We start from the raw sequence: 26,761 nt of genomic DNA, 5'->3' as shown, positions 1-26,761 counted from the left end.
ACTGATACGCAGCGTCGCTGCCCTTTTGCCTTAGCCAGGTCACCATGTCAAACGGACTCCTAAAGCACGCCCTCCAGGCCATCAAGCCTGAGCCGCGCCTCCGCCGGGCCAACCTACCCAAAAAGCCTGCACCCAGAGCCGCAAGCCGCCATCGCACACCCCATCGGGTGAATCAATGGTTCAAATGGCTATCGCCAGGGCTATCGGTCAAGCGGTGGCTGTTTATCACCGTTGGGGGCTGTCTGCTGCTGCTGCTGGGGATTGCGATTTGGTCGCGTCAAACGCCAATTTTTCGCTTGGGGCAGCTAATTGGGGATGTGCTGGAGGTCATCACGCGGATTGTGCCGAACTATATCAGCGGGCCGCTTGTGATGCTGGCGGGTGTGCTGCTGGTGTTTTGGGGGCAGACGCGCAGTTTGGGGTCGATTACTGAAGTGCTGATGCCGGGAGAAGAAGAAGAACTGGTGGATCGGCTGATGGCCCATCGCCGTCTGAATCGGGGACCGCGAATTGTAGTGCTAGGCGGCGGCACGGGTCTGTCTACGCTGCTGCGGGGGCTGAAGCACTATAGCGCCAATATTACGGCGATTGTGACGGTGGCGGATGATGGCGGGTCGTCGGGGCGACTGCGGCGGGAGATTGGCGTGTTGCCGCCAGGAGACATCCGCAACTGTCTGGCGGCGCTGGCCGATGAGGAAAAGCTGCTGACGGAGCTATTCAAATATCGCTTTCAGGCGGGCGATGGGCTAGTGGGCCATAGCTTTGGCAATTTATTTTTGACAGCGATGAGCGAGGTGGCGGGCGATTTGGAGCAGGCGATCGCCGCCAGTTCCAAGGTTCTTGCTGTGCGGGGGCAGGTGTTGCCTGCAACCCTGAGCGACGTGCGCCTCTGGGCCGATTTGGAAGACGGCCGCCACATCGAGGGCGAATCAAACATTACCGAAGCCCAGGGCAAAATTGTGCGAATTGGCTGCACGCCCGCAAATCCGCCCGCGTTGCCCCGCGCCCTGGCCGCCATTGAGGAGGCGGACTATATCATCATCGGCCCCGGCAGCTTGTACACCAGCATTATTCCCAATCTGCTGGTGCCAGAAATCGTAGAGGCGATCGCCCAGCGCCAGGTGCCTCGGATTTATGTGTGCAACGTCATGACCCAGCCCGGCGAAACCGATGGCTATGCAGTGTCCGACCATATCCGCGCCATCGACCAGGTGACGCAGGGCAAGCGCCTGTTTGACGCAGTTCTGGTGCAAAAGAAAATGCCCTCTGCCCACTCACTCATCCGCTACGCCCAGGAAGGCTCAAATCCGGTTTACTTTGACCGAGAAGGCGTGATGCAAACGGGTCGCCGCGTAGTCATCGCTAACGTCATCGACGAAGAAGTCGAGACGGGCCTGGTGCGCCACGACAGCGATCGCCTCGCCCGCATCCTGCTGCGCTGGTATAGCCGCGTAGCCGGGATTCGGTAGCGGAGCCACCCTCTAGCCCTGCTGCTGCATATACAAAAACGCCCCCACTTCTGCGGGGCTGGGCTGGGCGGCGATCGCCCCTGGGCGCGTGGTCGTCAGACCCCCCACTGCCGAGGCATAGGTCACGATTTGCCGGGCCAACTCAGGATTGGCCAGGGCAGCGATTCCCTGCTGACAAATTTGGTGCAAAAATCCAGCAACGAAGGCATCGCCTGCGCCCGTCGTGTCTTCCACTTCGACCGGGAAGGCCGGGACGCGCCCGTCGTTACCGCTGAGGCAATAGGCACAGCCCTTGTCGCCATCGGTAATCAGCACCCCTTCCAAATTATCCAGGCGATGGGCAATGATGGCGGGGTCGCGGGTTTCAAACAGCCAGTCGGCCTCTTCGGCGGAGAGCTTCAGAAAATCGACCCGTTTGATCAAAGCATGAATCGGCTGCCGAGCCGCTTCGGGATCGGCCCAAAACACGGGCCGCCAGTTGACATCCACCAAAATTTTGACAAAGTATTGCTCTGCCAATTCCAAAGCGCGGGCGATCGCCCCAGCCGACTCTGGATAGGCCAACTCCAGCGTACCCAGCACCAAAAAATCGGCATTGGCAAACAGATCTTCGGGCAAAGCCTCGGCTTGCAGGCGCGTATCGGCAAAGGCATCGGAGGGCAGCCCGCCAAATCCGGCAAAATGGCGATCGCCCGCTTCATCCCGCACCACATACACCCCCCGCGTCGGCGCAGTGTCGTGCCGCTGAATGCCCGCTCCGTCCACCCCGGAGGCCAGCAGCAGCTTCACCAGCGCATCCCCCGACTCATCGCTGCCCACACAGCCCACAAAGCCAGACGGCGTACCCAGCTTTGCCAGAGCGCAGGCTACATTTGCTGGCGCACCGCCCGGATACGCAGTCCAAGACATCACCTGCTCCATCGGTTTCCCTGGCTGATCGGCTAGATAATCCAGCAACACCTCACCCAAACAAAGCACACGCGGCTGTGTCATCTTGCTAATCCATCATTTCCTGTAGTTGAGCAACCATCCGTTCCCGAAACTCCAAGTCGGTATTTGCCAGCCCCAACAATTGTAGATATTCTCGCTGGGTCAGCCCTGCCGCCTCGATCAGGCGCAGCGCCTCCAATTCCACCTCTTGCTGCACCCGTTGGGATTCTAGCTGAGTTTCCGCAGCCTGTAGCTCGCCCTCGCGGCTTTCCACGAGTTTCAACACCTTGAGATAGGCCTGCACAAACTGGTGAACCTTCTCAGTAGAAATATCTTCTGCGCTCAGGCTGGTCGGCGGCAGGGGTTGGTCAATGGGTGCAGGCGTTCCTGCTTGGGGCGCAAGCTCGGCCGCATTCCCCGCCGCCGCACCCATCAGCAGCAGGCCGACTAGGCAGCCCAGCAGCAGTGCGACGAGCGATCGCCCCCTCCGTCCAGCCCGCTCTTGCCAACCTGTTCTACGGCGCAATCTCAGCATCGGTCAAATTTCACTTCTTTCAGAATAGCCCAGCCCTCTTGCCTAATCTGACCCATTAGGCCATCAGAACTTGATTCACAGATAGATTTAACAACAGTTTTGCAAAACATCCGCCTAAAATTGAAGTATCGAGTAGGTACATATACGTGACAGTGCAGACTATGGGGGTTGACGAGTCTCAAAACTCTAGTTCTCTTTCCGATCGGGAACTGCAAATTGTTGAACTAGTGGCAGCAGGCTTAACCAACCAGGAGATTGCCGAGAAGCTAGAGATTAGCAAGCGCACAGTCGATAACCACATCAGCAATATTCTGACCAAAACCGCAACGGGCAACCGCGTAGCACTGGTGCGTTGGGCGTTGCAGTGGGGAAAGGTCTGTCTGGATGAGGTGAACTGCTGCGTGCTGCCCACGAATGGGGCAATTCCCAAAGCGTCTAGTCCCCCGCCTGATACAGCACTCCAATCTGAAGTATCTGAATCTGCGGAAGTGATGACTGAAGCAGGGGATGATGTGGCTGCGGAAATAGGGGCTGAATCGGTCAATCTCGACTCAGGGAATGCTGACTCAGGGGATACTGACTCAGTGAATGACGTTGTTGATGCTGTAAACGAAGTAGCGCTATGAAGCGGCAAATCTGCTTGCCTCAACTCCCGCTTGCGGTTTACCGAGAGGTGGCTGCTCACCTGCGCCAGGTTCCTGGCGTGTCAGTTGGCCTACTGCCCCAAACATCCACTGAGTTTGACTATCGGCAAAGCCAGGTGGGTGGTTTAGAAATTGATGACGAGGAGGCGACCACCGCCGCACAGCAGCAGGTCGAGCGAATTTTGCAATACTATGGCGATCGCTTTGGGGCTTGGCAGGCGATCGCCCCTGCTCTCTAAGGCGTTCAATCCAGCTTGAATATCCAGCAAAAAGGGCGACCTCCAATCGAGAGAGTCGCCCTTTTCATTCATGTCATTACAGTTCCACTCACGCAAAAGCCCTAAGTGATAAAACATTACCGACGAAACAACAGAGGAACACAGGCATAAACCAGAGAGTCAATTAATACACGATGTGTCTATCGACACTCTGCGTAGATAGCTTCACAGGGCGGGTTTTTAACCTGCAAATCTTGCAGATAGGACACGTTTTCGCTAGCAAAAAATGAAGTGAGGGAAGTCAGCAGAACAGCGGTAAGCGTAATGATATCCATAGTTTCCTGGTAGATGCGGCCGTGATTCAGTCGTGACTCAATAGTGGCTTATGACAAGGGGCTTCTCAATCAGGGCATTTAACTAACGATGGTTTGAGCTAGTTGAAAATACCAGTAGTTTCACTAAGACATGTATAAAATATGCTTCAGCAAGCAACCGAATATTAAGTTTTTTACAAAGTGTGATAAAAAGCACGCTGCTATTAACAGCTTGAGTCAGTGGCTAACTAAAGTTTGGATAGGGTCTTAAATGGTAATGTCCCCAAAGCCACGCAAGACTCGTGCAGAGTTTTAGAGGTTTCATCGTTCGTACACTGTTCATGCAATCAGGGTTTACGTCAGGTTCATACTGAAGTCACTGCGTCGCCCAAAGCATACCGCCAAAGCATGATTTATTTGTGCAAGTTTTATACAAATATCAGAAACGTAACCAGTTGGGGCGATCGCCCACGAAATATCTGAATGGTTCGGCAGTCTCTGGTCAGGCGGCACACCTCTGTAAACCAGTCTCTCCCTTCCATTTCACCACTCAGACGACTTTCAGTATAGGGAGGCCGCCTCTTGTTTCCAGCGAAATCGCCTGAAGCTGCACCTCCTAAACGCCACTATGGATGAATTTGTCCGTCGGGCATCGTCGCCCCGCTCAAGTTCGCCCCATCAAGCTGGGCTTCCCAAAGGTTTGAATGTCGTAAGTTTGCCTGTCGCAAATCTGCCCTACACAAGTTGGCATGGCTTAGATTCGCCATGCTCAAGTCGGCCCGAAAAAGACTCGTGTTAGATAAATTTGCTTCATTAAGCGCGGCTTCGCGCAGGTCAGCTTCCGTCATGACGCTCGCCCTCAGGTCTGCGGTGTAGAGATTTGCGCCAATTAGATTCGTGCCAATCAGAATGGAGTCGCCCAGGCTTGCATGACTCAGGTTCGCCATACACAGGTTCGACATGCTGAGGTTTGCTCGCGTCAAATTAGCCTGATACAGGGTTGCGCCAACCAGGTTTGCCAGACAAATGATTGACATGCCGAGGTTTGCCTGTCGCAAATCTGCTTCCCGCAGATTGGCTTGACTCAGCGTAGACTCGCGCAGATCGGCCTGACTCAGGTTCGCCCCGTAGAGATTGCTGTGGGAGAGATTGGCGGTATACAGCCGTGCGCCCCGCAAATCAGCCCGGCTCAGGTCGGCTTCGCGCAAGTTAGACAGGCATAAATCTGCCTGATTCAGCGAAGCATGGCTTAGATTTGCACCCTGTAGAAGGGCTTCGCGCAGATTTGCCCGTCGCAGGTCTGCGGTACACAGAGTTGCGGTGCAAAGGCTAGCCAGCGACAGGTTGGCGCTACTCAGATTGGCTTCTCGCAGGTCGGCACCAATTAAGTTGGCTTCGCTCAGGTTGGCTTCGCGCAGATCGGTTGTGTAGAGAATTGCCTCGCGTAGGTCTGCCCGACTCAGATCGGCCTGCTGCAAACTCGCCATGCAGAAATCGGCTCGACTCAAGATGCCTTCTCGCAAATCAGCCTGGTTGAGGGTCACTTCGCGCAAGTTGGCCTGGTTGAGTGCAGCGTAGCTGAGGTTCGGATGAATTTCAGCATGGGTTTCGCGCCATTGGTTCCAGGCGTTTGCGCCCTGTTTCAGCAGAGCTAGATGTTCATGATTTGCCATGAGTGGTGCATCTCTTTTGCAAACTGCCAGAACGCGAAACTGGAGACAGGACGGCGCAGATGTCTTTGGCAAAATCTCAGGCTGGTCAGCAGGAGGATTTTCGGGCGGTTACTGGTTGAAGATGGTTGCGCCAAGGGGGGAATTTCAGGAGATTTCCATTAGAACTTACGCAGTCGGACGATTTCTCGCGGGCTGCGCCCGCGAGAAATCGTCCAAAACCCAGAAAATTTAATCGCAAGTGCGTAAGTCCTATCCATATAATTCCAAGATAAAAGTGGCACTAATTCAGGTGAAGCCAAACCGAGAAATTACGGAGGAATTATGGCGGAATTGCGGAAGGTCTGAAAAAGGTCTTTAAAGGGCTTGTAAAAAGGGCTTGTAGAAGGTTTGAAAGGAGCCTGAAAGAGGTTTGCAAGAAGCTTGCGAGAGGCTTGCAGGGGGCTTGCAAAGACTCTGCATGGCAATAACGAGAACTGGTAACTAGCGATCGCCCTTGTCCCTAGCAGAAGCAAGAATTCTGCTCTGAGGCGCAATCGGCGCAATCAAACCCAAATCACGTAGAACTGTAATGAAAAAGAGAATGTGAAATCCGTGCTTTGGGGCTTGAGTACTGTCAGTATTCCCAAAACAGGTTAAAAATCTCTCAGCCTCGGCGTAAGCCGTTGCATCGTTAGGTTGCAACTTTAGAATGCCAGCGGTTGGTCTTGTGGCACAGCACCAATGCCGGGAGCTAGCTGATTTTGCCAGGTGGCGATCGCCCCTTGAGCCGCATCGTAGGCAGCCGTACCGGGCGGCACCAGTTGAGCCACCTGCACCGCCTGGGCCAGAGCGCCTGACTGGGCGTGGATATTCGCCAAGTTCAAAATTTGCTGACTCCATCCGGCGATCGCCTGCTGAGCCGCTTGATAGGTATTGGCGCGATCGCTGGGCACGAGTTGGGCAGCGGCGATCGCCGCCCGATAGTTGTTGGCCGCCAGCCACAGGTCGCCTCCGTTGCGCTGCATGGCTCGACCCGATGCCATATCCAAAATCACCTGGCTCCAGCGATCAATCGCCTGCTGCGCGTCTTTATACAGCGGCTGATCGGGGCGGATTTGCCGCAGCAGTCGAATCGACTCTGAAATTTCCGATACCTGATTGCTCGACGATTCGGCCCGCACCTTGGTCAGGTTTGCCATCGCCGCATTCATGATGTCACGATCTGACAGGGGCGGCGCAGGCTCGCTCACAGGGCGGGTATCCGGCACAGACGATGCAGGAGATTGGGCAGGGAGGTTCAGCGAATTGGCTGCTGGGTTTGCCACCGGAACCGGAGTGGGCAGCGGTGCAGGCGACGGGGCGGTGGAAGTAATCGAGTTGGCGGCGGGGTTTGGCAGCGAGGTTCCAGCAGGCGAGGCAACTACACCTGGACTGGGCTGCACGGCAATGGTCTGACCGTCGGAGGGCGATCGCAAGACCGTGCCCACATTTCGGACAATCACCGCCGCCATCAACAGCGACAAAAGCCCGCCCCCCCAGCGCACCAGTTGCCACCAAGAGCGCTCTTCAGAAGCATCAGAGGCGATCGCCACGGGCGTACGGTGGGGTGGGGGCGGGGGCGGCGCAGGGAGTGATGAAAACGGCGGGAGCGGCGTGTCTGCTGGCTCACGACGGGGTTCTGCCTCCGACACAACCGGAATCGGAGGCGGAGGTGGCGTAACTCGCTCGACGGGGCGATCCTGCCGAATTGCAGGGGTTTGCAAGCTGGGATTTTGCGGGCTGGAGTGTCGCCAGTCGGGGTGGGATCCAGGACTTTGGGAGGGCTGCCACTCCGACCCTGACCGACGAGGCGGTTCATCCCGATGAGGAACAGGCTGCACCCGATCCGGAGCGTCCACAGGCGCAAAAGATGGCAGAGAGGGCGACATCGTTTCCTTTCCGGGCACGATTAGCTGATAGCGCAGGCTATCTGGAATGATGGCCAGCGGCTCTTGGCGGGGTCGCCAGTGGTGGTCGCTTAGCTCTGGCAGGCGCGTTTGCAAAAACTGCACCAGATGCTCCAGCGTGACGCAGCCCGGACGCTTTAGCCCCTCCAGCACCGCAGCCGTAAACAATCCGTGGCGCAAGGCAATGGTTTCGTGAGAAAGCTGGTTTTGACGGCATGACAGCAGCGTGGGAATGCCATATTGTTCGGCCAGGGCTGCGGTATGGGTGCCTGCGCTGACCCCCGACAGCACGCCCTGGCTCCGGTTCATGTCCAGCAGCACGAGCAGGTTTTTCGTCGGCGCTGCCTGCAACAAGGAATAGAGAAATTCGACCGAAAGCCCCGTCTGGGCAGGCTGGGTGGGGTCGCTATCTTGAGGCATTAAATAGTCTTTTCCTTGATAGTGCATCCCGTAGCCGCTGAAAAATAGCCAGAGGCAATCGTTGGGCTTGAGCCGCTGGCACACTTGGGCGATCGCCGTTTGGATGCCAGCGCGGTCGGGGGTGGTGGCTCCCCAGGCTGCCGGGGGCGAGTTATCGGTCAACCGCACACAAGAGTCGGGCAGAAACCCTGCGTCGTTAATCAAACTTTGAATCAAGGACTGGGCATCCCGCTCGGCATAGACGAGGGGCTGCAACTGCGGATACTGATTAATGCCGATGGCGATCGCCCAGTAGTTTGTCATCGTTTCAGACACCCCAAGCAGTTTCCCAAAAAAGATGTTCAGCTTTCAACCGCACCTAAGAGACTACTCAAGGGAAGTTGCCAAGCTCAGCATAAACTCCAACCTCTCATCCAACCCCAAAGCCTCAGAAATCTAAAACTTCGAGGTTCGACCCCGTCTCCAAAGCGCTAATCCATCCCGCCTTTAGACTCAGATCATATCTATCCTTCTTCTAAGATGCCCAAAAAATTGAAAAGTGGTGCAAAAACCGATGGAATGGCAGCACCGGATTTCGCAGCACCCCCTCATGCAACATCCAATAGCACAGATTTTGCGGAGGTGGGCCGCACAGATTCTCTCGCGGTTTAATTGCAGCAGGATTTCCGCACCTGCGATTCAGTCTTCTGGGTTTTAGGCGATTTCTGGCGGGCGCAGCCCACGAGAAATCGTCCAACTGCGTAAGTGCCATGCAGATTAATTACAGATTAGTCAGAAATTACAGATTAGTCAGATTAGTTGCAGACCGCTGTGCAGCCATCTGCCCCAGCCTGAAAAGCCGTGCTAGCGTGAGGAAACGAGCATTGGGGCAGGCGATTGAGCAAGTTGGAAGACCTGGAATGGCAGGGCGTGGGGGAATGGGGAGCGCTGGTGCGAGAGGCAGAGCGCGATCGCTGGCTGGGGTTCCAGAATCCGGTGGCGACCTATGAGGTGTATGACCCAGCGGACGTGCTGCCTGCGCTGGCGGAGATCGAAGCGCGGGTAGAGCAGGAGCACCTGTGGGCGGTGGGGTTTGTGAGCTACGAGGCTGCGCCCGCGTTTGATCCCACCCTGACGGTACGAGACACAGCCCCATCTGCACCTGACCGTTTCCCGCTGCTGGCATTTGGGCTGTATCCAGCGCCGCAAATCCTGTCGCAGCAAGACCTGACCCGGCTGACGGCAGCGGCAAGCCTGCCCCCGCTGGACTGGCGGCCCAACCTGTCGGTCAGCGAGTTTCAGGCGGCGATCGCCCGCATTAAGCATCACATCCACGCAGGCGACACGTATCAGGTCAACTATACCTTTCGGCTGCAAGCAGAGAATGTGCGTGATCCGTGGGCCCTCTGGTGTCAGATGATTCGGGCACAGCCGCTAGGCTATGGCGCGTTTATCCATCTGCCGGAATGGGCTGTGTGCAGCGCGTCGCCGGAGCTATTTTTTTCACGGAAGGGCAACACACTGACATCCAAGCCGATGAAGGGAACAACGGCGCGGGGATTGTGGGCAGCGGGCGATCGCCAGCAGGCTGAGGATCTGTACCACTCGGACAAGAACCGTGCCGAGAACGTAATGATCGTGGACATGGTGCGAAACGACCTGGCGCGGGTAGCGCGGTTGGGCAGCGTTCAGGTGTCCCGCCTGTTTGCCCTGGAGCGCTATCCCACCGTCTGGCAGATGACCAGCACTGTTCAGGCAGAAACCTCAGCCAGCCTACCAGCCATTTTTCAAGCCCTGTTTCCGCCTGCTTCTATTACCGGAGCGCCCAAAGCCCGCACCATGTCTCTCATTGCCGAGATAGAAACGGCCCCCCGACGGGTCTACACGGGCACGATTGGGTACATTTGCCCCGACCCGCAGGCATCTGTTCAGGCGCAATTTAACGTGGCAATTCGCACGGTGCTGGTGCATCGCCCCACAGGGCAGGCGGAATATGGGGTCGGCGGCGGCATCGTTTGGGATTCCACGGCCGACTCCGAGTTTCAGGAATGCCGCACCAAGGCGCAGGTATTGACCCAAGTGCGTCCTGACTTTTCTCTGCTGGAGTCGATGCTGTGGACTCCAGAGGCAGGAATTGCCTGGGGCGATCGCCACCTCGCCCGACTCCGCGCCTCCGCAGACTATTTCGGCTTTACGGTAGCCTGGGACGCGGTTGAAAACGCCATTCAGCAGCGCCTCGCCACCCTCCCCCCCCAGCCCCACAAGCTGCGGCTGATCGTGCCGCCAGCCCAGCCGCCCACGGTCGAAGCCCAGGCGATCGCCCCCTTGCCCAGTGTCTATCGAGTGGCGCTCGCCCAAACGCCCATCGACTCCGGCGATCCATTTCTGTATCACAAAACCACCCATCGCCCCGTCTACACGCAGGCACGACAGGCACACCCCGAAGCCAACGACACCCTGCTATGGAACGAGCGCGGCGAACTCACCGAAACCTGTATTGCCAACCTCGTGCTAGAACTGGATGGCGAATGGGTGACTCCACCCGTCCGCTGCGGCTTGCTGCCCGGTATCTATCGCTCCTTTTTGCTGGAACAGGGCAAAATAAAAGAGCGCATCGTGCAACTCGCAGATCTCTCCCGCTGCACCCGGATTTTGCTGATCAACGCCGTCCGAACCCCGTGGAACGCCACCCTCGATCCAGACTCCCTCCGCCGATTAAAGTAGAAATTAAATTAGAAACGTCAGCTTTGTAGACTCGCCTCTCCAGCAGCAGTCCTAGTGATTCTACACAGTAGCTTTAACAGCTAGCTTTAACAGCAGCCTCGAACCTCCAACGTTTAGCGTCTAGCTCCCTCCAAAATGTCCAACGAAACCATCACCCTCATGTCACAGCGCGAAATCGAGAAGATGCGCCAGGCCGGACAGCTTGCTGCCCAGCTTCTTGCCTACCTAGAGCCGATGGTGAAGCCAGGGGTCAGCACGCTGGAGCTAAACGATGCCGCAGAGGAATGGACCCAAAAGCACGGAGCCAAAAGCGCCCCCTTGGGCTACCACGACTTTCCCAAATCGATCTGCACCAGCGTCAATGAAGTAGTGTGCCACGGCATCCCCAATGCCAAACAAATCCTGCGCGACGGCGACATTATCAATATCGACGTAACGCCGATTCTGGATGGATACCACGGCGACACCTCGCGCATGTTCTTTGTGGGAGAGCCATCGCCTATTGCCCGCAAGCTGGTGGAAGTGACGGAAGAGTGTATGTGGCGCGGCATTCGCGAGGTAAAGCCAGGGGCCCGCATCGGCGACATTGGTGCAGCGATTCAGGAATATGCCGAGTCCCAGGGCTTCTCGGTGGTGCAAGATTTTGTGGGGCACGGCGTTGGTCGCATCTTCCACACGGCTCCCCAAATTCCCCACTATGGCAAGCGCGGCAAGGGCAAAAAGCTACGCCCCGGCATGGTCTTCACGATTGAGCCGATGATCAATGTCGGCACTTGGGAAGTGGAAGTTTTATCGGATAAATGGACTGCGGTGACGAAAGATCGGCAGCTTTCTGCCCAGTTTGAGCACACGGTTGCGGTGACGGCGACGGGAGTGGATGTGCTGACGCTGATGCCAGAATTGGCCGTCGCCTAGCCATTGTGGGTCTTCTACGGGTTTTATGTGGGGTCTGTGTAGGGCTTGTAAGGGGCTTGATACATGCTTAGGAAATTGCAGGCTTGCAACTGCAACAGCAGTGGGGGATTTTCTACGATAGCCGCCGTTTCAGCCCCTCCTCCAGAAAGCCAGATCTAGGAGCTAACCAGAACTTGGGCAGACACCCCAGACTGAACTGGAATTTGCACCACAAACTCTGCGCCCTGACCTGGCGAACTGTGGCATTCTAGGGTTCCGCCATGATTTTCTGCCACGATCTGGTAGCTGATGGATAGCCCCAGTCCGGTTCCCTTGCCCTCTGGCTTGGTGGTGAAAAAGGCATCAAACAGCTTTTGCCGGACGGCTTCGCTCATGCCCGGCCCATTGTCGGCGATGCGGATTGTGACGGCATGGTCGGTGGCGGTTGTGGAAATCGTAATCGTATTGGGGTGTTGCTCTAGCTCCGAGAGAGATTTCCCGGCGTTGCCCTCTTCCATCGCGTCGATGGCGTTGGCAATCAGGTTCATAAACACCTGGTTGATTTGCCCGCTGTAGCACTCGACGGGCGGCAGCGTGCCGTAGTTCTTGATGATGCGGATGGCGGGGCGATCTGGCTTTGCCTTGAGCCGATGGGACAGGATGAGCAGCGTGGTGTCTAGACCTGCGTGCAGATCGGCGGGGCGCTTTTCGCTGCCGTCGGCGCGGGAGTAGGTTCGCAGCGATTGCATGATATCCCGAATGCGATCCGTGCCTAGCTTCATGGAGTTCACCATTTTGGGCAGATCATCGAGCAAAAATTCCAGGTCTATCTCCTCAGCGTGGTCTTGAATCGCCGCGATAGGTGGGGCGTAGTGCTGCTGATACAGGGTTAGATGTTCCACCAGATCTTCGATATAGCGGGTGGCGTGGGCCAGGTTGCCTGCGATGAAGCTGACGGGATTGTTGACCTCGTGGGCGACCCCGGCCACTAGTTGCCCCAGTTGGGAGATTTTTTCAGTTTGCACGAGTTGCGCCTGGGTTTGCTGGAGCTTTTGCAGCGAGTCTTGGAGGCACTGGGATTTGTCCTGTTCGCGGGCGTAGAGTTGAGCATTTTCTAGGGCGATCGCCGCTTGGGTCGTCAGCAGTTTCAGCAGTTCTAGCCGCGACGGTGGAAAGGCGTTGGCCGTCAGCGGGTTTTCCAGATACACCACGCCCGTCCGCTTGCCCTGATAGAGAATCGGGGCACATAGGACAGACTTGGGCTGGTGCTGCTGGAGATAGCGATCGCCCTCAAATCGCGCATCGTTGGCTGCATCTGACAGCACCAGCGGCTGCTGCGTTCGCCATACCAAGTGGATCATCGACACGGGCACATCGCGGCTGCCCTCCAGCGGGGTCGATTGCAGCACCACAGCCATCTGGTCTGGGTTTGTGTCGATCGCCTCGATTCGCAACTGACCCGCCTTTTCCAAAATCAGGCAGCCCTTTTGTGCGCCTGCATTTTCCAGGATGATCGAGACAATGCGGCTGAGCAGCGCGTCGAGATGCAGTTCGCTGGCGATCGCCTCGGCGGCTTTCATCACCGTAGACAAATCGAGGGAATCGCGCTGGCTGCTGGTGCTGCGGGTGGAGCAGGTGGTGGTCGCAGTAGCGGTGATGGTGGCATCGACGGCTGGAGCGCTGCTGGCTTCGTCCTGCTGGAGTAGCAGAGGATGCTCGGCAGTGAGCGCATGAACTTTGGCGATCGCCCCCCACTGGATATAGCCGTAGTAGGCATCGATGAGATAATTCTGGGAAATGCGGGGCTTGCCCAACGCCGCGTAAAACTGGGCAGCCCGTTCGCAGGCCACAGCCGCTTCGTGAATAAAGCCCTCTTCGGTGGCGCGGGCAATGGCGCGATCGTAGCAATCCATCGCCGTCTGGCGATCGCCCCGAATCTGGGCCAACTCCGCTGCCAGCAGGTCGGCCTTGTGCTGGTGGTTCATCGGCGCAGACGCGGCCCACTGCTGCACGGTCGTCTGGCAGGTGAGCACCTGCGGCATCCACTCCGCTTGTTGGGCGGGCGTGCCGTGGGGATAGGCAGCCAGCAGCGCCAGCCCGTAGTAGAACCAGTAGACGGGCGTGGCCATCAGCCCCGCGCCGCAGCCCGCGTATGATTCCCCGCGCTTGGCAAAGGCGATCGCCGCCTCATATTCGCCAAACCAGTAGTGCAGCATCAGCTTGGCCAGGTGAAACACAAAGAGCGCCTGGAAATTTTGCGACTCTTCCCAGCGGGGCAGCATCTCAATTTCATCAAACGCCTCACCCACCAGCAGCGTGGGATTGTCCGATCGTCCCAGCAGGTTGAGCGTTACCTGTTGCCACATACGAGCCGCAGAGAGTTGAAAATGCTGCTTGAGCTGAAGCAGCAGCGCTCCATACTGCACCTGGTTTTCGTAGTGACTTTCCAGCACCTCGCCGCTAAAAAATCGGTGATCGCAATAGTTCATGATCGAATAGCTGACATAGCCCAGGTCGCCCGTTTCCAGCCCGATGTGGATGCCGTCTACCAGCGGCACAAAGGTATTGCGGATGTGTTCCTTGTGGTGCCGCACGAAGCACTCAAACAGTTGCACAATGCTGCATTGCCACTCGCGGCACTGATAGCGCTCCAGCAGCTTCATGGCAATTTGCCCCGCCTCGTAGGCGCGGTCTGCGGCAGGAATCGTGCTGCAATACCAGGCGTAGGTGGCGTAGCTGGGGGCGGCCAGGGGCGAATGTCCATAACGGACACAGAGTTCAAGCTGCGTAGTGGCAACCCAGCGAAACACCTCTGGCTGAGTTTGATACGCTGTGCCCGTCACCGCGTTCAAGATCCTCAGGGCTGCCAGCTTTTCGGGATCGGTCAGTTCGGGTACGGCATCCAGCCCATCCAGCGTAGGCAGGGAAATTTGGAAATGATCGTGGTTCAGCGGGCTGGCGATGGTAAAGCCCAGCAGCATCAGCCCGTCGAAGGCAGCCGTGAGCGATCGCCACATTTGAAGTTGGGCAATGTAAATCTGGATCTTTAGCTCGTAGGACTGCACCGCATCAAGAACACTGGCGGCCTGTTGCTCTAGGGTATTGGCGATCGCCTCGGCTTCGTCATACCGCGTCACCAAGTAAGCCGCCTGGGCCGCTTCGGCATGGAGGGCCAGCGTCAGGTCATAGTGCGCGGCCCAGGCGTTTTCGGGGAGGAGCGATCGCCCCTGTCGTAAAAAGTTGTCCGCTGTTTCATAAGCCGCCGCTGCCTTGGCCCGCCGCCCCGCCGCCAGGTTCAGCCGCACCAGTTCTATCCGCTCCTGCGGCTCGTTAATCAGGTCAGTCCCATAGTTCAGCGCGTTGACGATTTCAAATAGCCCTTCAAACTGGCCCGTGGCGCGATCCGCAGCGGGAATCGTTTGCAGCAGCAGCCGACCGATTTGCAGGTGCGTGGCCGGGCGATCGCCCTCAGCGATCAGCGAATAGGCCGCCTGCTGCACCCGGTCATGCAAAAAGCGGTAGGTAAAGGGCTGCTGGCCTCCCGTTTGGGCGGTGTCAGCCAGGAATTGACCCAACTCCTCTTCAGAAAACAGCAGGGGAATTTTGTAATCCTGGCTGAGGGGCAAGATAAACCGCTCCTCTAGCGCAGGTTGCAAGGCCCGTGCCAGCGCCGACAGGCTGAGTCCGCTGATCGCCACTAGCGTTGGCAGCGTAAAGCGATCGCCCACACAGGCCGCCAGCTTCAGCACGGTCTGCGTCTCTGGCGGCAGCTTCACCAAATTACCCGCCACCAGATCCACCACCGACAGGTCGGCAATGCCCGTCTCTTGAATCGCCTGCACATCCCACTGCCAACCCCCCGTGGCACAATCAAAGGTGAGCAGTTTCTCCTGATACAGCGTCTTCAGCAGTTGCGTCAAAAAGAAGGGATTGCCCTGAGTTTTGGCAAACAGCAGTTCTGCCAGCGGGTGCAAGTATTCTGAGGACTGTTCTTCGGCTCTCCGGCTCCGAGAGGCCCGCTTGCCCGTTAGCGCGTCTTGCACCAGCCGTTGCACAGACTCCAGCGGTAGCGGCTTCAGCACGATTGGGGTCACCACGCCGCCCGCCTGCTGAATTTCCTCCACGGTCTTCATCAGCGGGTGAACCGGGCTGACCTCATTATCCCGATATGCGCCAATCATCAGCAAGTGGCGGCTATCTGGGTTGGACATCAACGCCTGAATCAGCTTTAGCGAGGCCGAATCGGCCCACTGCAAATCGTCCAGAAACAGCACCAGCGGATGAGTCGGCTGGGCAAAGACCCCCACCAGCGATTGAAACACCTGGAGAAAGCGGTTCTGTGCTTCCGTTGCGCCCAGTTCGGGTACGGGCGGCTGGGAACCCAGAATTAACTCCATCTGGGGAATCACGTCAATTAGCACTTGCCCATTGGAGCCTAGCGCATCGAGCAGCTTTTCGCGCCAGATCTCTAGGCGATCGCCACTTTCCGTCAGCACTTGCTGCGTCAGGGATTGAAACGCCTGAATAATCGAGGCATAGGGCACATTGCGCTTGTACTGGTCAAACTTGCCGCTAATAAAGTAGCCCCGCTGCCGCACAACGGGCTTGTGGATTTCGTTAACCAGAGAAGATTTGCCAATCCCCGAATAGCCCGACACCAGCATCAGTTCGCTGCGGCCGCTTGCCTCGCCGCCCAGCGTCAGCAGCGGGCTGTTATTAACCGCCACCCGATCAAACGCCGCCAGCAGCGCCGCTACCTCCGACTCGCGGCCGTAGAGGGTTTTAGGAATCAGCAGTTGGGACGAGCGATCGCGCTCTCCGGGCGTAAAGTCAGGAATCGTCTTGCTCTCCATCAGAGCATCGCGGCATCGCTCCAAGTCAGCTAGCAGCCCCGCCGCGCTCTGGTAGCGATCTTCCGCATTTTTGGCCATGAGCTTGTGAACAATGGCGGCGATCGCCCCCGGCACGTCCGGGTTCAAACTCCGCAGCGGCGGCGGCGCTTTGGCGATGTGGCAATGCACCAGTTCCAGCGGGTCGTCTCCTCGAAACGGCAGCTGCCCCGTCAGCAGTTCGTACAGCGTAATGCCCAGGGAATAGAAGTCGCTGCGATAGTCCAGCGTCCGGTTCATCCGCCCCGTCTGCTCCGGCGACATATAGACCAGCGTTCCCTCAAGCTGGTTTAGCTCCTGCGGCAGGGTCAGCTCTTCGCCCAAGCGCGAGGCAATGCTAAAGTCCGTGAGCTTTACTTCACCTGTTTCCTCGTTGAGGAGGATGTTAGAAGGCTTAATGTCTTTGTGAATAATGCGAGCCTGCTGAAGCGAGGCCAGCGCTTGAGTCAACTGAATCGCGATATTCAACACCCGCGCCGGATCAAGGATCTTGCACTTGCGGTTGGCCAAAACCTGCTTGAGCGATCGCCCCCCAAAGTCCTCCAACACCAGCACGGCCCGATGCCCATGCGTTTCCAGCCCGTATACCCGCACCACACCGGGCAAATCGAGATTAGCCGCCACCTGATACTCGTGCTTTAGCCGGGTAATCTGCTCCAGGGTAGGATGCTCCGCCCGCAACACCTTGAGAATGAACGGCTGCTGGGTAATCTGGGAAACCGCCCGATACAGCACCGTATTCACGCCTTCGTGAACCAAGTCTAGAGACTGATAACCTAAAATCTCAATCGTTCCGTGCATGGATACTCTAGTTTTTTATGGCTGAGCGTCAGCGGAAGAAAGACCCCTCGTCATAGTTGAGGGGAAAGGTAAAGCGATATCAGAAAGTCTGCCCAAAAAGCCTGCAAATCCGAGTCAGATTAATTTCAACCCCATTCGCACCAGCGTTGCGAGCAACCCCCTACATCCTTTTCCCATTACCCCCTGCAACAATGCTGTGGCTGGGCGCATCCCAGTTCTGCAAGTTTGCCCTCATCCCCCAGCCCCTTCTCCCAGAGCAGGAGAAGGGGAGCCGGATTGGAAGTCCCTCTCCCAAAGCGGGAGAGGGATTTAGGGTGAGGGCTACAAAAGTGGGATACACTCGCTGTGGCTAGAGTGCCCGTTTCAACCAGGGACTTAACAGATTTTGCTAGATGAATAATCGACAATAAGCATCCGCTATCTCGCCTATTGCATCGCAGGCAGCCACTTCATCAGGAGAAAAAATAGGACAAAAAAACGAGGGATACAAACTGACTGTGCAGCAGTCCATAACCCTCATCCGTGATAGTGCTTACGCAGCTCAGTAAGTTCTCATCAATTCATCACCAACTTCTCACCAAAAAGTCTCCGAGAAGTCATTGAAAGATCTGCAAACCCCATCATTTATACGTAAGTTATATAGCATTTTTCATTCTGGCGAGGCATAGTAACAGCAATGGGAGAACCAATTCTGTAGGTCATTCAATGACACTTGGGAGAAGGACTCCTCAATGGCTTTGTCTAGATCAAGATAGCTCCGTGCCCCAAGGGAGCGCAGAATACTCTTAATCTTTGAAAAGCAATTCTCGATGGGTGAAAAGTCCGGCGAGTACGGCGGTAGAAACATCAGTTTAGCACCTGCATCCTCAATCAACCTCCTAACTTCTTCACCAAGATGAATCGAGCAGTTATCCATGATGACACATGCCCCTTTCCACAACTTAGGAACGAGTCTCTGGGAAATGAAGGCTTCAAAGGTAAGTCCATCGACTGAACCGATGAGATTGGAATAGGTAATTACCTTTTTAAGGCTAATTGCACCAAGAATCGAGACCCGTTTCCCTCGTTTGCTGGGACGCTTACCATGGGCTCGTTTTCCTTTCGGGGCACGTGCCCGGAGTCGAGCCAAAGCCAGGTTCACTCCTGATTCGTCAATAAAGATTAAGTCTTGAGCCAGGAATCCTCGAACCAGTTGCCAAAATTTGACTCGTTCGATTTGCACCCGTTCAGTTTCCTTTTTGTCGGGATACAGCGTTTTTTTTAAGGGTTAAGTTCAGTTTCTCTAACATACGAAACATCGTCGAAACGCCAATCCAAACACCGACCCTTTGTTCCAGCAAGTCACACAACTCTGCCAATGTCGCGTCATGATTTGATTCAGCAATCGTTTTTAGGATCTCTAGTTGCTCATTACTTAATTTGGTTGGCGTTTGCTCAGTGCGGCGTTTGGGGGCAATCTCACCTGTTTCCCGATATTGTTTGATCAGCTTTCGCACGAAACTGTAAGCAACTCGAAATTGTTGAGCGATTTGACGTTGCGACGTATTCCCTTCAATGTAGACATCAATAATTTTTTGTCTAAGATCTAGTGAGTAGGGTCGCATTTGAGTTAAGGGTAAAGTAAATTCACTGAATAGATTATATCAAAATACGCCTCACTAGGCTAGAAATTGCTATACGTCAGTCTAGAGATGAGTTAAACCGATTGCCAACTCGTTAGTGTCCCGATTTATTCGCCACCCTCAAAATGACCAATCAAGAACAACCATGCTGTAAGGGTTTCAGCAGTTGCCAGATCGAGGTGGCGAAAAACTAAGGACACTAACCCAACTCCATCCAAAAACCTAAGAAAACAGCAGAACTTACGCACTTACGATCAGTTTTCTGGGTTTTAGACAATTTCTCCCGAGCGTAGCCCGCGAGAAATTGTCCAATTGCGTAAGTCCTAAACAAGTCAAACGGACTCGTTCAAGCCATTTATAGTTTCTAGGGAAAGCTAATTTAAGCCTAAACAAAGATGCTGCCGACGTTGCTTTGTAGAACGCTAGCCTGCGTCCAACTCACAACCCCCAGCACGTTAGCCCCCTCTTTAATCTGGGCACCACCTGCAACGTTCTGGAAGCTCAGAGCGCCGATATTACCCACATCAAACTTGGTCTTGCCCAGTTGGAAGTTGTTGATCGTATCGGGCCCCTGGCCAGCGGTGAGGACGACCGTTGCATCCCCGCTGCCCAGCCAGATCACGTCTGCACCTGCTCCACCATCAATCAGGTCGCTGCCTCCATTGCCATAGATTGTGTCTTTACCATTGCCGCCGAAGATCTGATCCCTCTGAGAGCCGCCGTAGATCAGGTCATCCCCATCATCTCCCCACAGCACGTCAAGGCCACCGTTGCCGTAAATTGTGTCATTACCAGTGCCCCCCGAATAGAGTCGGTTCCGGCACCACCGTAGATTTTGTCATTGCCACCGTCTCCGTGCAGGATATCGTAGGCAGCAACCCCGTTAAAACTGCTTGGCTCTGTGTTGTTCACTGCGCCATTGCCGTAGATAACGTCGTCTCCCTCGCCGCCGTAGATGTCTTCTTCATCGGCACTGCCAGAAATGGTATCGTTGCCGCTGTTGCCAAACAATTGATCGTACCCCCCAAGGCTGCCGTTCCCATTAATCACATCGCCTGCATCCGTGCCGAAAATGACTTCAGCATTAATCGTTCCGTTGAAAGTAGCCATCTTAATTCAGCTCCTAAAGTGTGGTTCAAACACGGTAAAACCTGACCTCCTTCTGGATAAGGAGGCGGTCAAAAACGAACTCAAGCATTGAGCAGAACTTACTTACTTGCGATGACGGTTCTCGAATTGCAGATCGAGCTTTTGGAGAGGCTTCTCAAAAGCTTACTCAGCAGTAATCAGGCAAAAGTTATTCGATTATGCAAGCCTAACAAAAAGCCATGATTGCTCCTCAAACTACTGAGGAGTGAAACCGTAGCCGTTCAACTTAGATGCCCAAGATTACAGCTCAACACGTAACCCAAGAGAAATCTGGAGCAAAGGAAACCTGGAGCAGAGGCATAGCTGGCTGAATTGAATATCGCGAAGCAGGATGCTTACTCTGAAAATGCGATCCTGAATGTCAAGTTATCATGATGCTATTCCCAAAGATAGATATTTTTATATTTCTTCAGGAAAGATTCTTAAAAGTATTCTTAAACACAGTTACTTTTCCGGCGATATGGCCCTGAAAAAGTATGCAATGCCTGGAGAGGTCGAGGGTATGGATACCTGGAGAGGTCGAGGGTATGGATACAATGCTTAGGATCATCCTTATATGCCAGGAGATAGAGCGCATCCCAGATATGCGAGTTTGCCCTCATCCCCCAGCCCCTTCTCCCAAAAAAGGAGAAGGGGAGCCGGATTGGAAGTCCCTCTCCAGCTTTGGGAGAGAGATTTAGGGTAAAGGTTACAAAAGTGGGATACGCCCCGGAGATACATCCGGAGACGCTGGGCGATCGCACATCGAGTCTCTATCGACATCAATTCACAACATCAACTCACGGCAATTCACGGCTTGACGGGCAACCGTATGGGATATGTTTCCGGTTGGATTGAAGTGGATTGAAGTTTGATCGAAGTTCGATACGGCTTGGCATCAAGCTTTAAAGAGCCACAAACTCTGTAATGCTCTGTAAAGCTTTGTCATGCAGTTTGCAACGTGGCGTTACGTTGGGTCGCCTTGCGTTAAAAGAAAGTGAGAAACCGTTGCCGGATTTCCAAAAGCCCGCACAATGGAGGTCAAACGAGGGGGAATCCCAGAACCGACTTGGTTCCCCAAACTCGCTCCCCCAAACTTGCTCCCCCAAACTTGCTCCTTAGTTAGGGTTTTGCACTATGACGGCCTCCGCCCTGACTCATCCCCTGCCGCCCACCCACAGCGCGACCGCCGCCCGCGACCAGTTGCAAATTGCGCTGGCGATCGCCGATGAGTCTACCCTAAAATCGCTGCTGATCCGCTGCACACCGCCCATCGCCCAGCCCCATCGCCTCGGCTCGGTGTCGTCGCAGGTGGGCGTGCCCGTCGATTCACGGCAGGCGATTGACGGCATTCTCAGTTTTGAAGATATTACCTGCGTGCTGGCTAGCTCGCCGGAAGAAATCAGCCGCCAAGTTGCCGCCAATATTGACCCCAAAAAGCTGGATCGAGAATACGCCAAGCTGACTCGCTGCGAATCGGAACTGCACACTCTGGGCAACAACCTGACGCTGGCACAGGCGATCGCCCGCCTCTCTCACGCAGGCTTTCCCCCCAAGCAGGTAGACGAAATCATTAACTTACCCAATGAAGCATGGCACAAGTCCTGGTGGTATGCGCTGGATGAGGTGGGGCATTTTACCGTGCCTTTTTTGCGGCTGATGCGGCCGCTGCGCTATCCCGACGGAACCTTCACGCTGCAATATCGCGACCACTTTGCCCAGGACAAGCCGCCCTCCTTTAGCACGCAGGGTCAAAAAGTGCTGGTGGAAATCAAAACCCCCGCCCAGACCTTCCGACGCACCATCGAGCGGATTAACTTATTTCGGCACCAGATGGGCATCCAAAAGGCGCTGATCATTGGCGATCGCCTCATGGAACTGGAGGCACGGGGCTTCATCAGCCAGGGCATCAGCGTCTACACCACCCAGCAGCCCGTCGCCATCCACGCCGAAGCCGACTGCACCGCCTGCGCCAACTTCGACTGCCCCATGTATCGCCGCCCCGATTCGCCCGTGGTCATGTGCCGCAGCTTTTGCCTGGATGCCACAGCGGAATGAGCTTGATGGGTTTGCAAACTCCCCACAGCGGTTATCACTGGAGGCATCCCGGAACGAGGGCAAGCAGCCGCTTTTTTGAGGGCTGGTATCTGCGGCTGACGCTGCCAGAGTTGGGCGAAAGCTTCGCCTTTATGTATTCCATCGAAGACCCACAGGGTGGCACGCCCTACAGCGGCGGCACAGCCCAAATCCTCGGCCCGCGCCACGAGTACCTCTGCCGCACGTTTCCCGATGTGCGCCTGTTTTGGGGCGATCGCCACGCCTTTGCCCTCCGCCACTCGCGCCAATCCCCCCACACCTCGAATAAGCTGAATAAGCAGACTGCCGGATTTCCCTTCTTCCCAAGGGAACCTAAGGGGGATAAATGCGGTTCCTCCAATGATTCCTCAGAGCATTCCTCTGACTGTTCCATTCCGAGTTCCTCTAAGCATCCTCAAACCGTCTTGGCTGAAGACTCTAGTCTATTCTCAAGTGAAGGTTATCAGCTTACTGCCACATATCATCAGGGCATTCTCAGCGAACCCGGTCGGCATTCTGCTCGCTGGTATTATAGCATTCAACCCGTCTATGGCTGGGGCAATTGCGATCGCCCCCAACAGTCCACAGCAGGCTGGCTATCGCAGTTCCAAATTTTTGAACCGGGCTGGCAGATTTTAATGGCCCACGGACTGGCAACGGGCTGGGTGGAGTGGAACGGAACCCGCTACTGCTTTAGCCAAGCGCCCGCCTATGCAGAAAAAAACTGGGGCGGGGCTTTCCCCCAGCAATGGTTTTGGATTCAGTGCAATGCGTTTGACAGCGAGGCGGATCTGACGCTGACGGCAGGCGGCGGGCGGCGGCGCGTGCTGGGCTGGATGGAATCAGTAGGCATGGTGGGGATTCACCACCGGCGGCGGTTCTACGAGTTTGTGCCTTGGAATGGAACCGTGCGCTGGCGAGTGCAGCCCTGGGGATACTGGCAGATGCAGGCAGAAAACGCAGGTCATATGGTGGAACTGCTGGGGACGTGCGATCGCCCTCCCACGCCCATCCGTGTGCCGACGGCGCAGGGCATGGTCTTTGCCTGCCAGGACACCACCCAGGGCAAGCTGACAGTAAAGCTGTGGGAAAAACAGGGCGATCGCCCCACGCTGTTGCTGCAAGCGCAGAGTCATCTTGCAGGGCTGGAAACAGGCGGCGATTTCTCAGCGACCGATACCAGGGGCTACAGCAATTTCTGGTATTTCTGAAGGCGTAAGGCCAGGCAGCGCTGCGGGGCTAATTTCTATCTGAAGTATGACGTTTTACTCGAATAAACTCAAAACTTCTGCAAAAGTGCCAGGACAAGCAAATTGATACGATAGAAAGATTTCATATCACAGCTTAAAGACTGTCTAAAAACCCTATTAAATTGCCAGAATTCACGGTTTACGCTGAAGGCTACGCAGATGATTATGGGTATAAGAACACGCACTGAATCGTTAAGTATATGCAAGCGCCCATACATCTACCAGGGGCCCAACCCTCTCCTTCAGAAACGTCAATTGACCAACTCATTCGCGATATTCTGGCAGATCGACGTATCACGCGAGCAGATCAAAAGCGATTCATGGCGATCTTTTTGTCTAAGTCCTCTTTGAGTGAAAAGGAACAAACTCAGATAAATCTCCTATTCGATGCACTGCGAAACGGTCGCCTTCGAGTTGTGGACTAGCCCTTGGGCGCTTCAGGAGCGATCAAAAGCTGGGTAGCAGCGAATCTGCAAGAAAAGCACCCCTCTGGGTTCGGAAGCTGTTAGATCAGAAAGGCGATCAAAAGCTGGGTAGCAGCGAATCTGCAAGAGCCTAGCACCTGCAAACCTAGCGATAGTTTGTGAACTGGAGGGCAACAGGGTAATCTTCCTGCTTGAGCCGCTGAATTACCGCCTGCAACTCATCCTTAGACTTTGCAGAAACCCGCACTGCATCCCCTTGAATTGAAGCCTGCACCTTTTTAAATTCGTCTCGAATCAGCTTAGAGATTTGCTTGCCCAATTCAGCGCTGATGCCCTTTTGCAGCTTAATTTCCTGGCGGACTCGGTTGCCGCTGGCAGGTTCGATCTTGCCATAATCAAAAATCTTAAGAGAGAGGTTTCGTTTGGCGGCCTTGGTTTGCAGGATGGTGTGAACCGCTTGCAGCGTAAACTCGCTGTCGGTGTTGACCGTGATTGCCGACTCGCCTAGCTCCAGCGTGGTGTTGGTATCTTTCAGGTCATAGCGACTTTGCACCTCGCGCATAGTTTGGTCGATTGCATTTACCAATTCCTGCCGATCGAAGTCGCTCACAATGTCAAAGGAGAATGCTGAAGCCATAGCTAAATCATGAATTTCAAATGGGCTGTAGGCTGGTTTAAAGTTTTCGCTTAGCGATTTTCTGAAAGGCGCGTTCAGGCGTTCAAACTCATCAGGCTGAGGAGAAACAGGGTCGCGATGCTGGCGCTGCCGATGCCAAACATGAGCGATCGCCCAAGGGGGATATTCTGAATGTAAAAGATGGAATAAAACAACCGTGCCGCGACGTAGGCGATCGCCGCCAGATTCACCCAGCCGCCGCTCTGCTGCGTGACGTAGGCCATCAGAGCAGCCGCCGAAAAGATCGTGAACGACTCGAAAGAGTTTTGATGGGCCCAGGTCGCCCGCTGTGCATAGGGGGGCAGCTTGTCAAACAGGGCACGGGGGGCGGCCATGTCATAGCCAGCCTGCACCCGGCCCAGCGCCACCGCCCCAAACGGGACATAGACCAAGATCGCCGCCGCCACAATGGCATACAGCAGAACCATAGGGCTAGGAAGCTGCTCCAAACTTGCAATCACGCTGCTTTCTCCTGGTCGAAAAAACCTAGTCAAAATAAAACAACGTCACGAGCTTGCGCTGATCCTCGGCATCGCGACAGGTCTTCAGAAGCGTATGGCTATCGTGAAACGCAAAGCAGATTAGCTGCTGACAGCGCGAAATAATTTCCTGATTGCACAGGGCACTGGCTTCTGCTAAGGAAAGCGGGTCATTAGCAGGATTTTCCACCAGATGCATGACCTGCTCTAGCTGCTCTCGCGACTCGCGGGGCTGGCGAGCCAGACTTTGGGGCAGGATCACCGTGAGCAAATTAGGGTCGGCCCGCATGGCCCCCCGAATTGCCGCAGAATTGGTTCCGGTTGCGCCAGAGGTCAGCAGGCGATTGCCTGCCAGCACCAGCGCATAGCTCATCATCTCGATCAAATGCTGATGCGTAATAGGAACATGGCGCGACCCCAACAGGGCGATGCGTTTCGATCCAGTCTGCTGGATCGTGGCTAGCTCCTGTAGGAAGTCATCAATTTTGGGTAGGTCGATCGACTGGCTCAACGATCACACACAGGCTGAACAACGGAGTTATTCTATCAGGTGTCAGTAACTCTGGCGCGACTTGTCCGATGCGCGACTCGTTCTAGTGGGAAGACCGCATAAACATGAGCGTATCTTCTAGCGGGTTGACTTGGGCAGGGAGCGCATCCTCCGGGCTTTGCAGACAAGTCTCTGAATCGCTTTCGGACACAGATTCTTCCCAATTCTTTGTCAGGGGCGACGAGAATGCAGGCTGTATGGGGGAGGCGGAAAGCGGGGAGGGCTGGCTGGCGCTAGGGGCCGTGGGATGGGCGATCGCCCGCTTGGGTTCAGACGCAGCCGACAACGCCCGCACCTGCGACAGCAGTTCTTCAGAAACAGGCGGCAACACCTGAGCCGTATTGCAGACAAAAAACGAGAAGGTAAGGCTGCCTAATCGAATGCGATCGCCATCTTTGAGGCGCACAGAATGGCGGATCAGTTCGCCGTTGAGGTAGGAACCGTTGCTGCTGTTGAGATCAACGAGGCGAAATCCCCCTTCGTCATACACGATGGCGGCGTGGCAGCGGGAGAGGCGCTTGTCTTGAATCGGCAGCACCACGCGCCGAGAGTCGCGCCCAATCGTCCAAATGTTTTGGGGCTGAGACAGTGACTGGGTTGCGCCTTTCAGCAAATTGGTGACAAGGTGAACGCGATCGCCCAGCACAAGCCCTTGAACGTAGGGAAGCGCAACGCCCGTTAGCGACTTATTGCCAGAGTTTTCTAGATTAAGAATTTCATCGAGCAGTTCGCGATTGTGCTCGTAGAGCTTGAGAAACACGCGATAAAGCCCCAAACGCTGCTGTAGAGCGTGATCAGAAGCAGTTTCTAGTGAGTCGGCAGGAAAGGCGGTCAGGGTGTTGAGGTTAATCATAAACAACTGACAAAACAGAAGATTTGGGCAATCTAACCAGAAACCAGCCGCAAGCCAGTAGAGGCAAAGCCATCGCTCTAAAACTGAGACTTGGACACCTATTGCCTGCGTTGCTTACGATAGTTTGCTGGGTCTGGCTTCATCCATCGATTCAGCTTTGGCGGTTAAGAAGCGGAGGAGCCTCGCCGAGAGGGGAGCGTGGTGAGCGCGGCGACCTGCACACTCTGCCACTGTGCCTCCAAGACTGGAGCAATGCCCCAGGATCAACACAAGATCAACCTTGGGTG

At 55.5% G+C, this 26,761-nt stretch carries 18 protein-coding genes and 1 pseudogene; 7 read left to right on the top strand and 12 right to left on the bottom strand.

Translation table 11 applies throughout. The annotated features are described in order from the left end of the window. Positions 1-44 precede the first annotated feature (44 nt). Positions 45-1,469, top strand: coding sequence for a gluconeogenesis factor YvcK family protein (gene yvcK, locus JTM80_RS09990; protein ID WP_172358237.1), 1,425 nt, complete (start codon positions 45-47; stop codon positions 1,467-1,469). A gap of 12 nt (positions 1,470-1,481) precedes the next feature. On the opposite strand, the gene JTM80_RS09985 is transcribed toward yvcK, so the two are convergent. Next, positions 1,482-2,462, bottom strand: coding sequence for a carbohydrate kinase (locus tag JTM80_RS09985; RefSeq protein WP_205371099.1), 981 nt, complete (start codon positions 2,460-2,462; stop codon positions 1,482-1,484). Positions 2,463-2,466: 4 nt separating this feature from the next. After that, positions 2,467-2,934 (bottom strand): DUF4168 domain-containing protein, encoded by a 468-nt coding sequence (locus JTM80_RS09980; protein WP_225906816.1) that lies wholly within the window; start codon positions 2,932-2,934, stop codon positions 2,467-2,469. A 161-nt stretch (positions 2,935-3,095) separates the two neighbouring features. Here JTM80_RS09980 and JTM80_RS09975 point away from each other — a divergent pair. Further along, a pseudogene (locus tag JTM80_RS09975) lies at positions 3,096-3,347 on the top strand (LuxR C-terminal-related transcriptional regulator); the annotation flags it as partial. 209 nt (positions 3,348-3,556) lie between these two features. Further along, a complete protein-coding gene (locus JTM80_RS09970; RefSeq protein ID WP_172358239.1) occupies positions 3,557-3,817 on the top strand; it encodes a hypothetical protein in 261 nt (86 codons plus the stop codon). Between the two features lie 919 nt (positions 3,818-4,736). On the opposite strand, the gene JTM80_RS09965 is transcribed toward JTM80_RS09970, so the two are convergent. Both JTM80_RS09965 and JTM80_RS09960 read right to left on the bottom strand, forming a co-directional pair. Continuing rightward, a complete protein-coding gene (locus JTM80_RS09965) occupies positions 4,737-5,783 on the bottom strand; it encodes a pentapeptide repeat-containing protein (RefSeq protein WP_172358240.1) in 1,047 nt (348 codons plus the stop codon). 683 nt (positions 5,784-6,466) lie between these two features. Next, the gene (locus JTM80_RS09960) at positions 6,467-8,431 is read right to left on the bottom strand and encodes a caspase family protein (protein WP_172358241.1); all 1,965 of its coding nucleotides are present in this window, start codon (positions 8,429-8,431) and stop codon (positions 6,467-6,469) included. Positions 8,432-9,004: 573 nt separating this feature from the next. Here JTM80_RS09960 and pabB point away from each other — a divergent pair. Next, entirely contained in the window at positions 9,005-10,831 is a 1,827-nt protein-coding gene (gene pabB, locus JTM80_RS09955) for an aminodeoxychorismate synthase component I (RefSeq protein WP_205371098.1), read from the top strand. A gap of 135 nt (positions 10,832-10,966) precedes the next feature. Then, the gene (gene map / locus JTM80_RS09950; protein ID WP_172358243.1) at positions 10,967-11,746 is read left to right on the top strand and encodes a type I methionyl aminopeptidase; all 780 of its coding nucleotides are present in this window, start codon (positions 10,967-10,969) and stop codon (positions 11,744-11,746) included. A 155-nt stretch (positions 11,747-11,901) separates the two neighbouring features. Here map and JTM80_RS09945 read toward each other — a convergent pair whose 3' ends face one another. From JTM80_RS09945 to JTM80_RS09930, 4 genes are all read right to left on the bottom strand, one after another. Next, positions 11,902-17,415: an ATP-binding sensor histidine kinase gene (locus JTM80_RS09945; protein ID WP_205371097.1), complete on the bottom strand. Its 5,514-nt coding sequence runs from the start codon at positions 17,413-17,415 to the stop codon at positions 11,902-11,904. Between the two features lie 649 nt (positions 17,416-18,064). Continuing rightward, a protein-coding gene (locus JTM80_RS09940; RefSeq protein WP_205369865.1) for an IS630 family transposase occupies positions 18,065-19,019 on the bottom strand; the annotation gives its coding sequence in 2 pieces (ribosomal slippage) (positions 18,065-18,677 and positions 18,676-19,019; 957 coding nt in all). 403 nt (positions 19,020-19,422) lie between these two features. After that, positions 19,423-19,794 carry a hypothetical protein gene (locus JTM80_RS09935; RefSeq protein WP_205371096.1) on the bottom strand — a complete coding sequence of 124 codons (372 nt, stop codon included), beginning with the start codon at positions 19,792-19,794 and terminating at the stop codon, positions 19,423-19,425. After that, positions 19,764-20,147 carry a calcium-binding protein gene (locus JTM80_RS09930; RefSeq protein ID WP_205371095.1) on the bottom strand — a complete coding sequence of 128 codons (384 nt, stop codon included), beginning with the start codon at positions 20,145-20,147 and terminating at the stop codon, positions 19,764-19,766. Before JTM80_RS09930 ends, JTM80_RS09935 begins: the two co-directional genes overlap by 31 nt. 1,155 nt (positions 20,148-21,302) lie before the next feature. Here JTM80_RS09930 and JTM80_RS09925 point away from each other — a divergent pair. Together JTM80_RS09925 and JTM80_RS09920 are read left to right on the top strand one after the other, a co-directional pair. Further along, positions 21,303-22,223, top strand: coding sequence for a hypothetical protein (locus JTM80_RS09925; protein WP_205371094.1), 921 nt, complete (start codon positions 21,303-21,305; stop codon positions 22,221-22,223). A gap of 5 nt (positions 22,224-22,228) precedes the next feature. Continuing rightward, entirely contained in the window at positions 22,229-23,452 is a 1,224-nt protein-coding gene (locus JTM80_RS09920; RefSeq protein ID WP_225906815.1) for a tocopherol cyclase family protein, read from the top strand. A 609-nt stretch (positions 23,453-24,061) separates the two neighbouring features. Here JTM80_RS09920 and JTM80_RS09915 read toward each other — a convergent pair. The 4 genes from JTM80_RS09915 to JTM80_RS09900 form a co-directional block, all read right to left on the bottom strand. Next, complete coding sequence (locus JTM80_RS09915) at positions 24,062-24,553, bottom strand: YajQ family cyclic di-GMP-binding protein (protein WP_172358249.1); 492 nt, start codon at positions 24,551-24,553, stop codon at positions 24,062-24,064. A 74-nt stretch (positions 24,554-24,627) separates the two neighbouring features. Further along, complete coding sequence (locus JTM80_RS09910; RefSeq protein WP_172359083.1) at positions 24,628-25,020, bottom strand: MAPEG family protein; 393 nt, start codon at positions 25,018-25,020, stop codon at positions 24,628-24,630. Between the two features lie 58 nt (positions 25,021-25,078). Continuing rightward, positions 25,079-25,582 carry a DNA recombination-mediator protein A gene (locus JTM80_RS09905; RefSeq protein WP_172358250.1) on the bottom strand — a complete coding sequence of 168 codons (504 nt, stop codon included), beginning with the start codon at positions 25,580-25,582 and terminating at the stop codon, positions 25,079-25,081. 82 nt (positions 25,583-25,664) lie between these two features. Continuing rightward, positions 25,665-26,474, bottom strand: a complete 810-nt coding sequence (locus JTM80_RS09900; RefSeq protein ID WP_172358251.1) for an FHA domain-containing protein — start codon at positions 26,472-26,474, stop codon at positions 25,665-25,667. Between the last annotated feature and the right edge of the window lie 287 nt (positions 26,475-26,761).

Source organism: Thermoleptolyngbya sp. PKUAC-SCTB121 (assembly GCF_016919485.1).
In the GTDB taxonomy this organism is placed as follows: Bacteria; Cyanobacteriota; Cyanobacteriia; order Elainellales; family Elainellaceae; genus Thermoleptolyngbya; species Thermoleptolyngbya sichuanensis.
Note: the sequence above shows the minus strand (reverse complement) of the source record. Positions and strands in the feature narration are given on the sequence as shown.

Bases quoted from the DNA above. Each gene is read 5' to 3' on its own strand.
- JTM80_RS09980 (WP_225906816.1), bottom strand. From the start codon at position 2,934: ATGCTGAGATTGCGCCGTAGAACAGGTTGGCAAGAGCGGGCTGGACGG.
- JTM80_RS09920 (WP_225906815.1), top strand. From the start codon at position 22,229: ATGGGTTTGCAAACTCCCCACAGCGGTTATCACTGGAGGCATCCCGGA.
- JTM80_RS09945 (WP_205371097.1), bottom strand. From the start codon at position 17,415: ATGCACGGAACGATTGAGATTTTAGGTTATCAGTCTCTAGACTTGGTT.
- JTM80_RS09985 (WP_205371099.1), bottom strand. From the start codon at position 2,462: ATGACACAGCCGCGTGTGCTTTGTTTGGGTGAGGTGTTGCTGGATTAT.
- JTM80_RS09925 (WP_205371094.1), top strand. From the start codon at position 21,303: ATGACGGCCTCCGCCCTGACTCATCCCCTGCCGCCCACCCACAGCGCG.
- JTM80_RS09965 (WP_172358240.1), bottom strand. From the start codon at position 5,783: ATGGCAAATCATGAACATCTAGCTCTGCTGAAACAGGGCGCAAACGCC.
- JTM80_RS09900 (WP_172358251.1), bottom strand. From the start codon at position 26,474: ATGATTAACCTCAACACCCTGACCGCCTTTCCTGCCGACTCACTAGAA.
- yvcK (WP_172358237.1), top strand. From the start codon at position 45: ATGTCAAACGGACTCCTAAAGCACGCCCTCCAGGCCATCAAGCCTGAG.
- JTM80_RS09910 (WP_172359083.1), bottom strand. From the start codon at position 25,020: ATGGTTCTGCTGTATGCCATTGTGGCGGCGGCGATCTTGGTCTATGTC.
- JTM80_RS09915 (WP_172358249.1), bottom strand. From the start codon at position 24,553: ATGGCTTCAGCATTCTCCTTTGACATTGTGAGCGACTTCGATCGGCAG.
- JTM80_RS09930 (WP_205371095.1), bottom strand. From the start codon at position 20,147: ATGGCTACTTTCAACGGAACGATTAATGCTGAAGTCATTTTCGGCACG.
- map (WP_172358243.1), top strand. From the start codon at position 10,967: ATGTCCAACGAAACCATCACCCTCATGTCACAGCGCGAAATCGAGAAG.
- JTM80_RS09960 (WP_172358241.1), bottom strand. From the start codon at position 8,431: ATGACAAACTACTGGGCGATCGCCATCGGCATTAATCAGTATCCGCAG.
- JTM80_RS09970 (WP_172358239.1), top strand. From the start codon at position 3,557: ATGAAGCGGCAAATCTGCTTGCCTCAACTCCCGCTTGCGGTTTACCGA.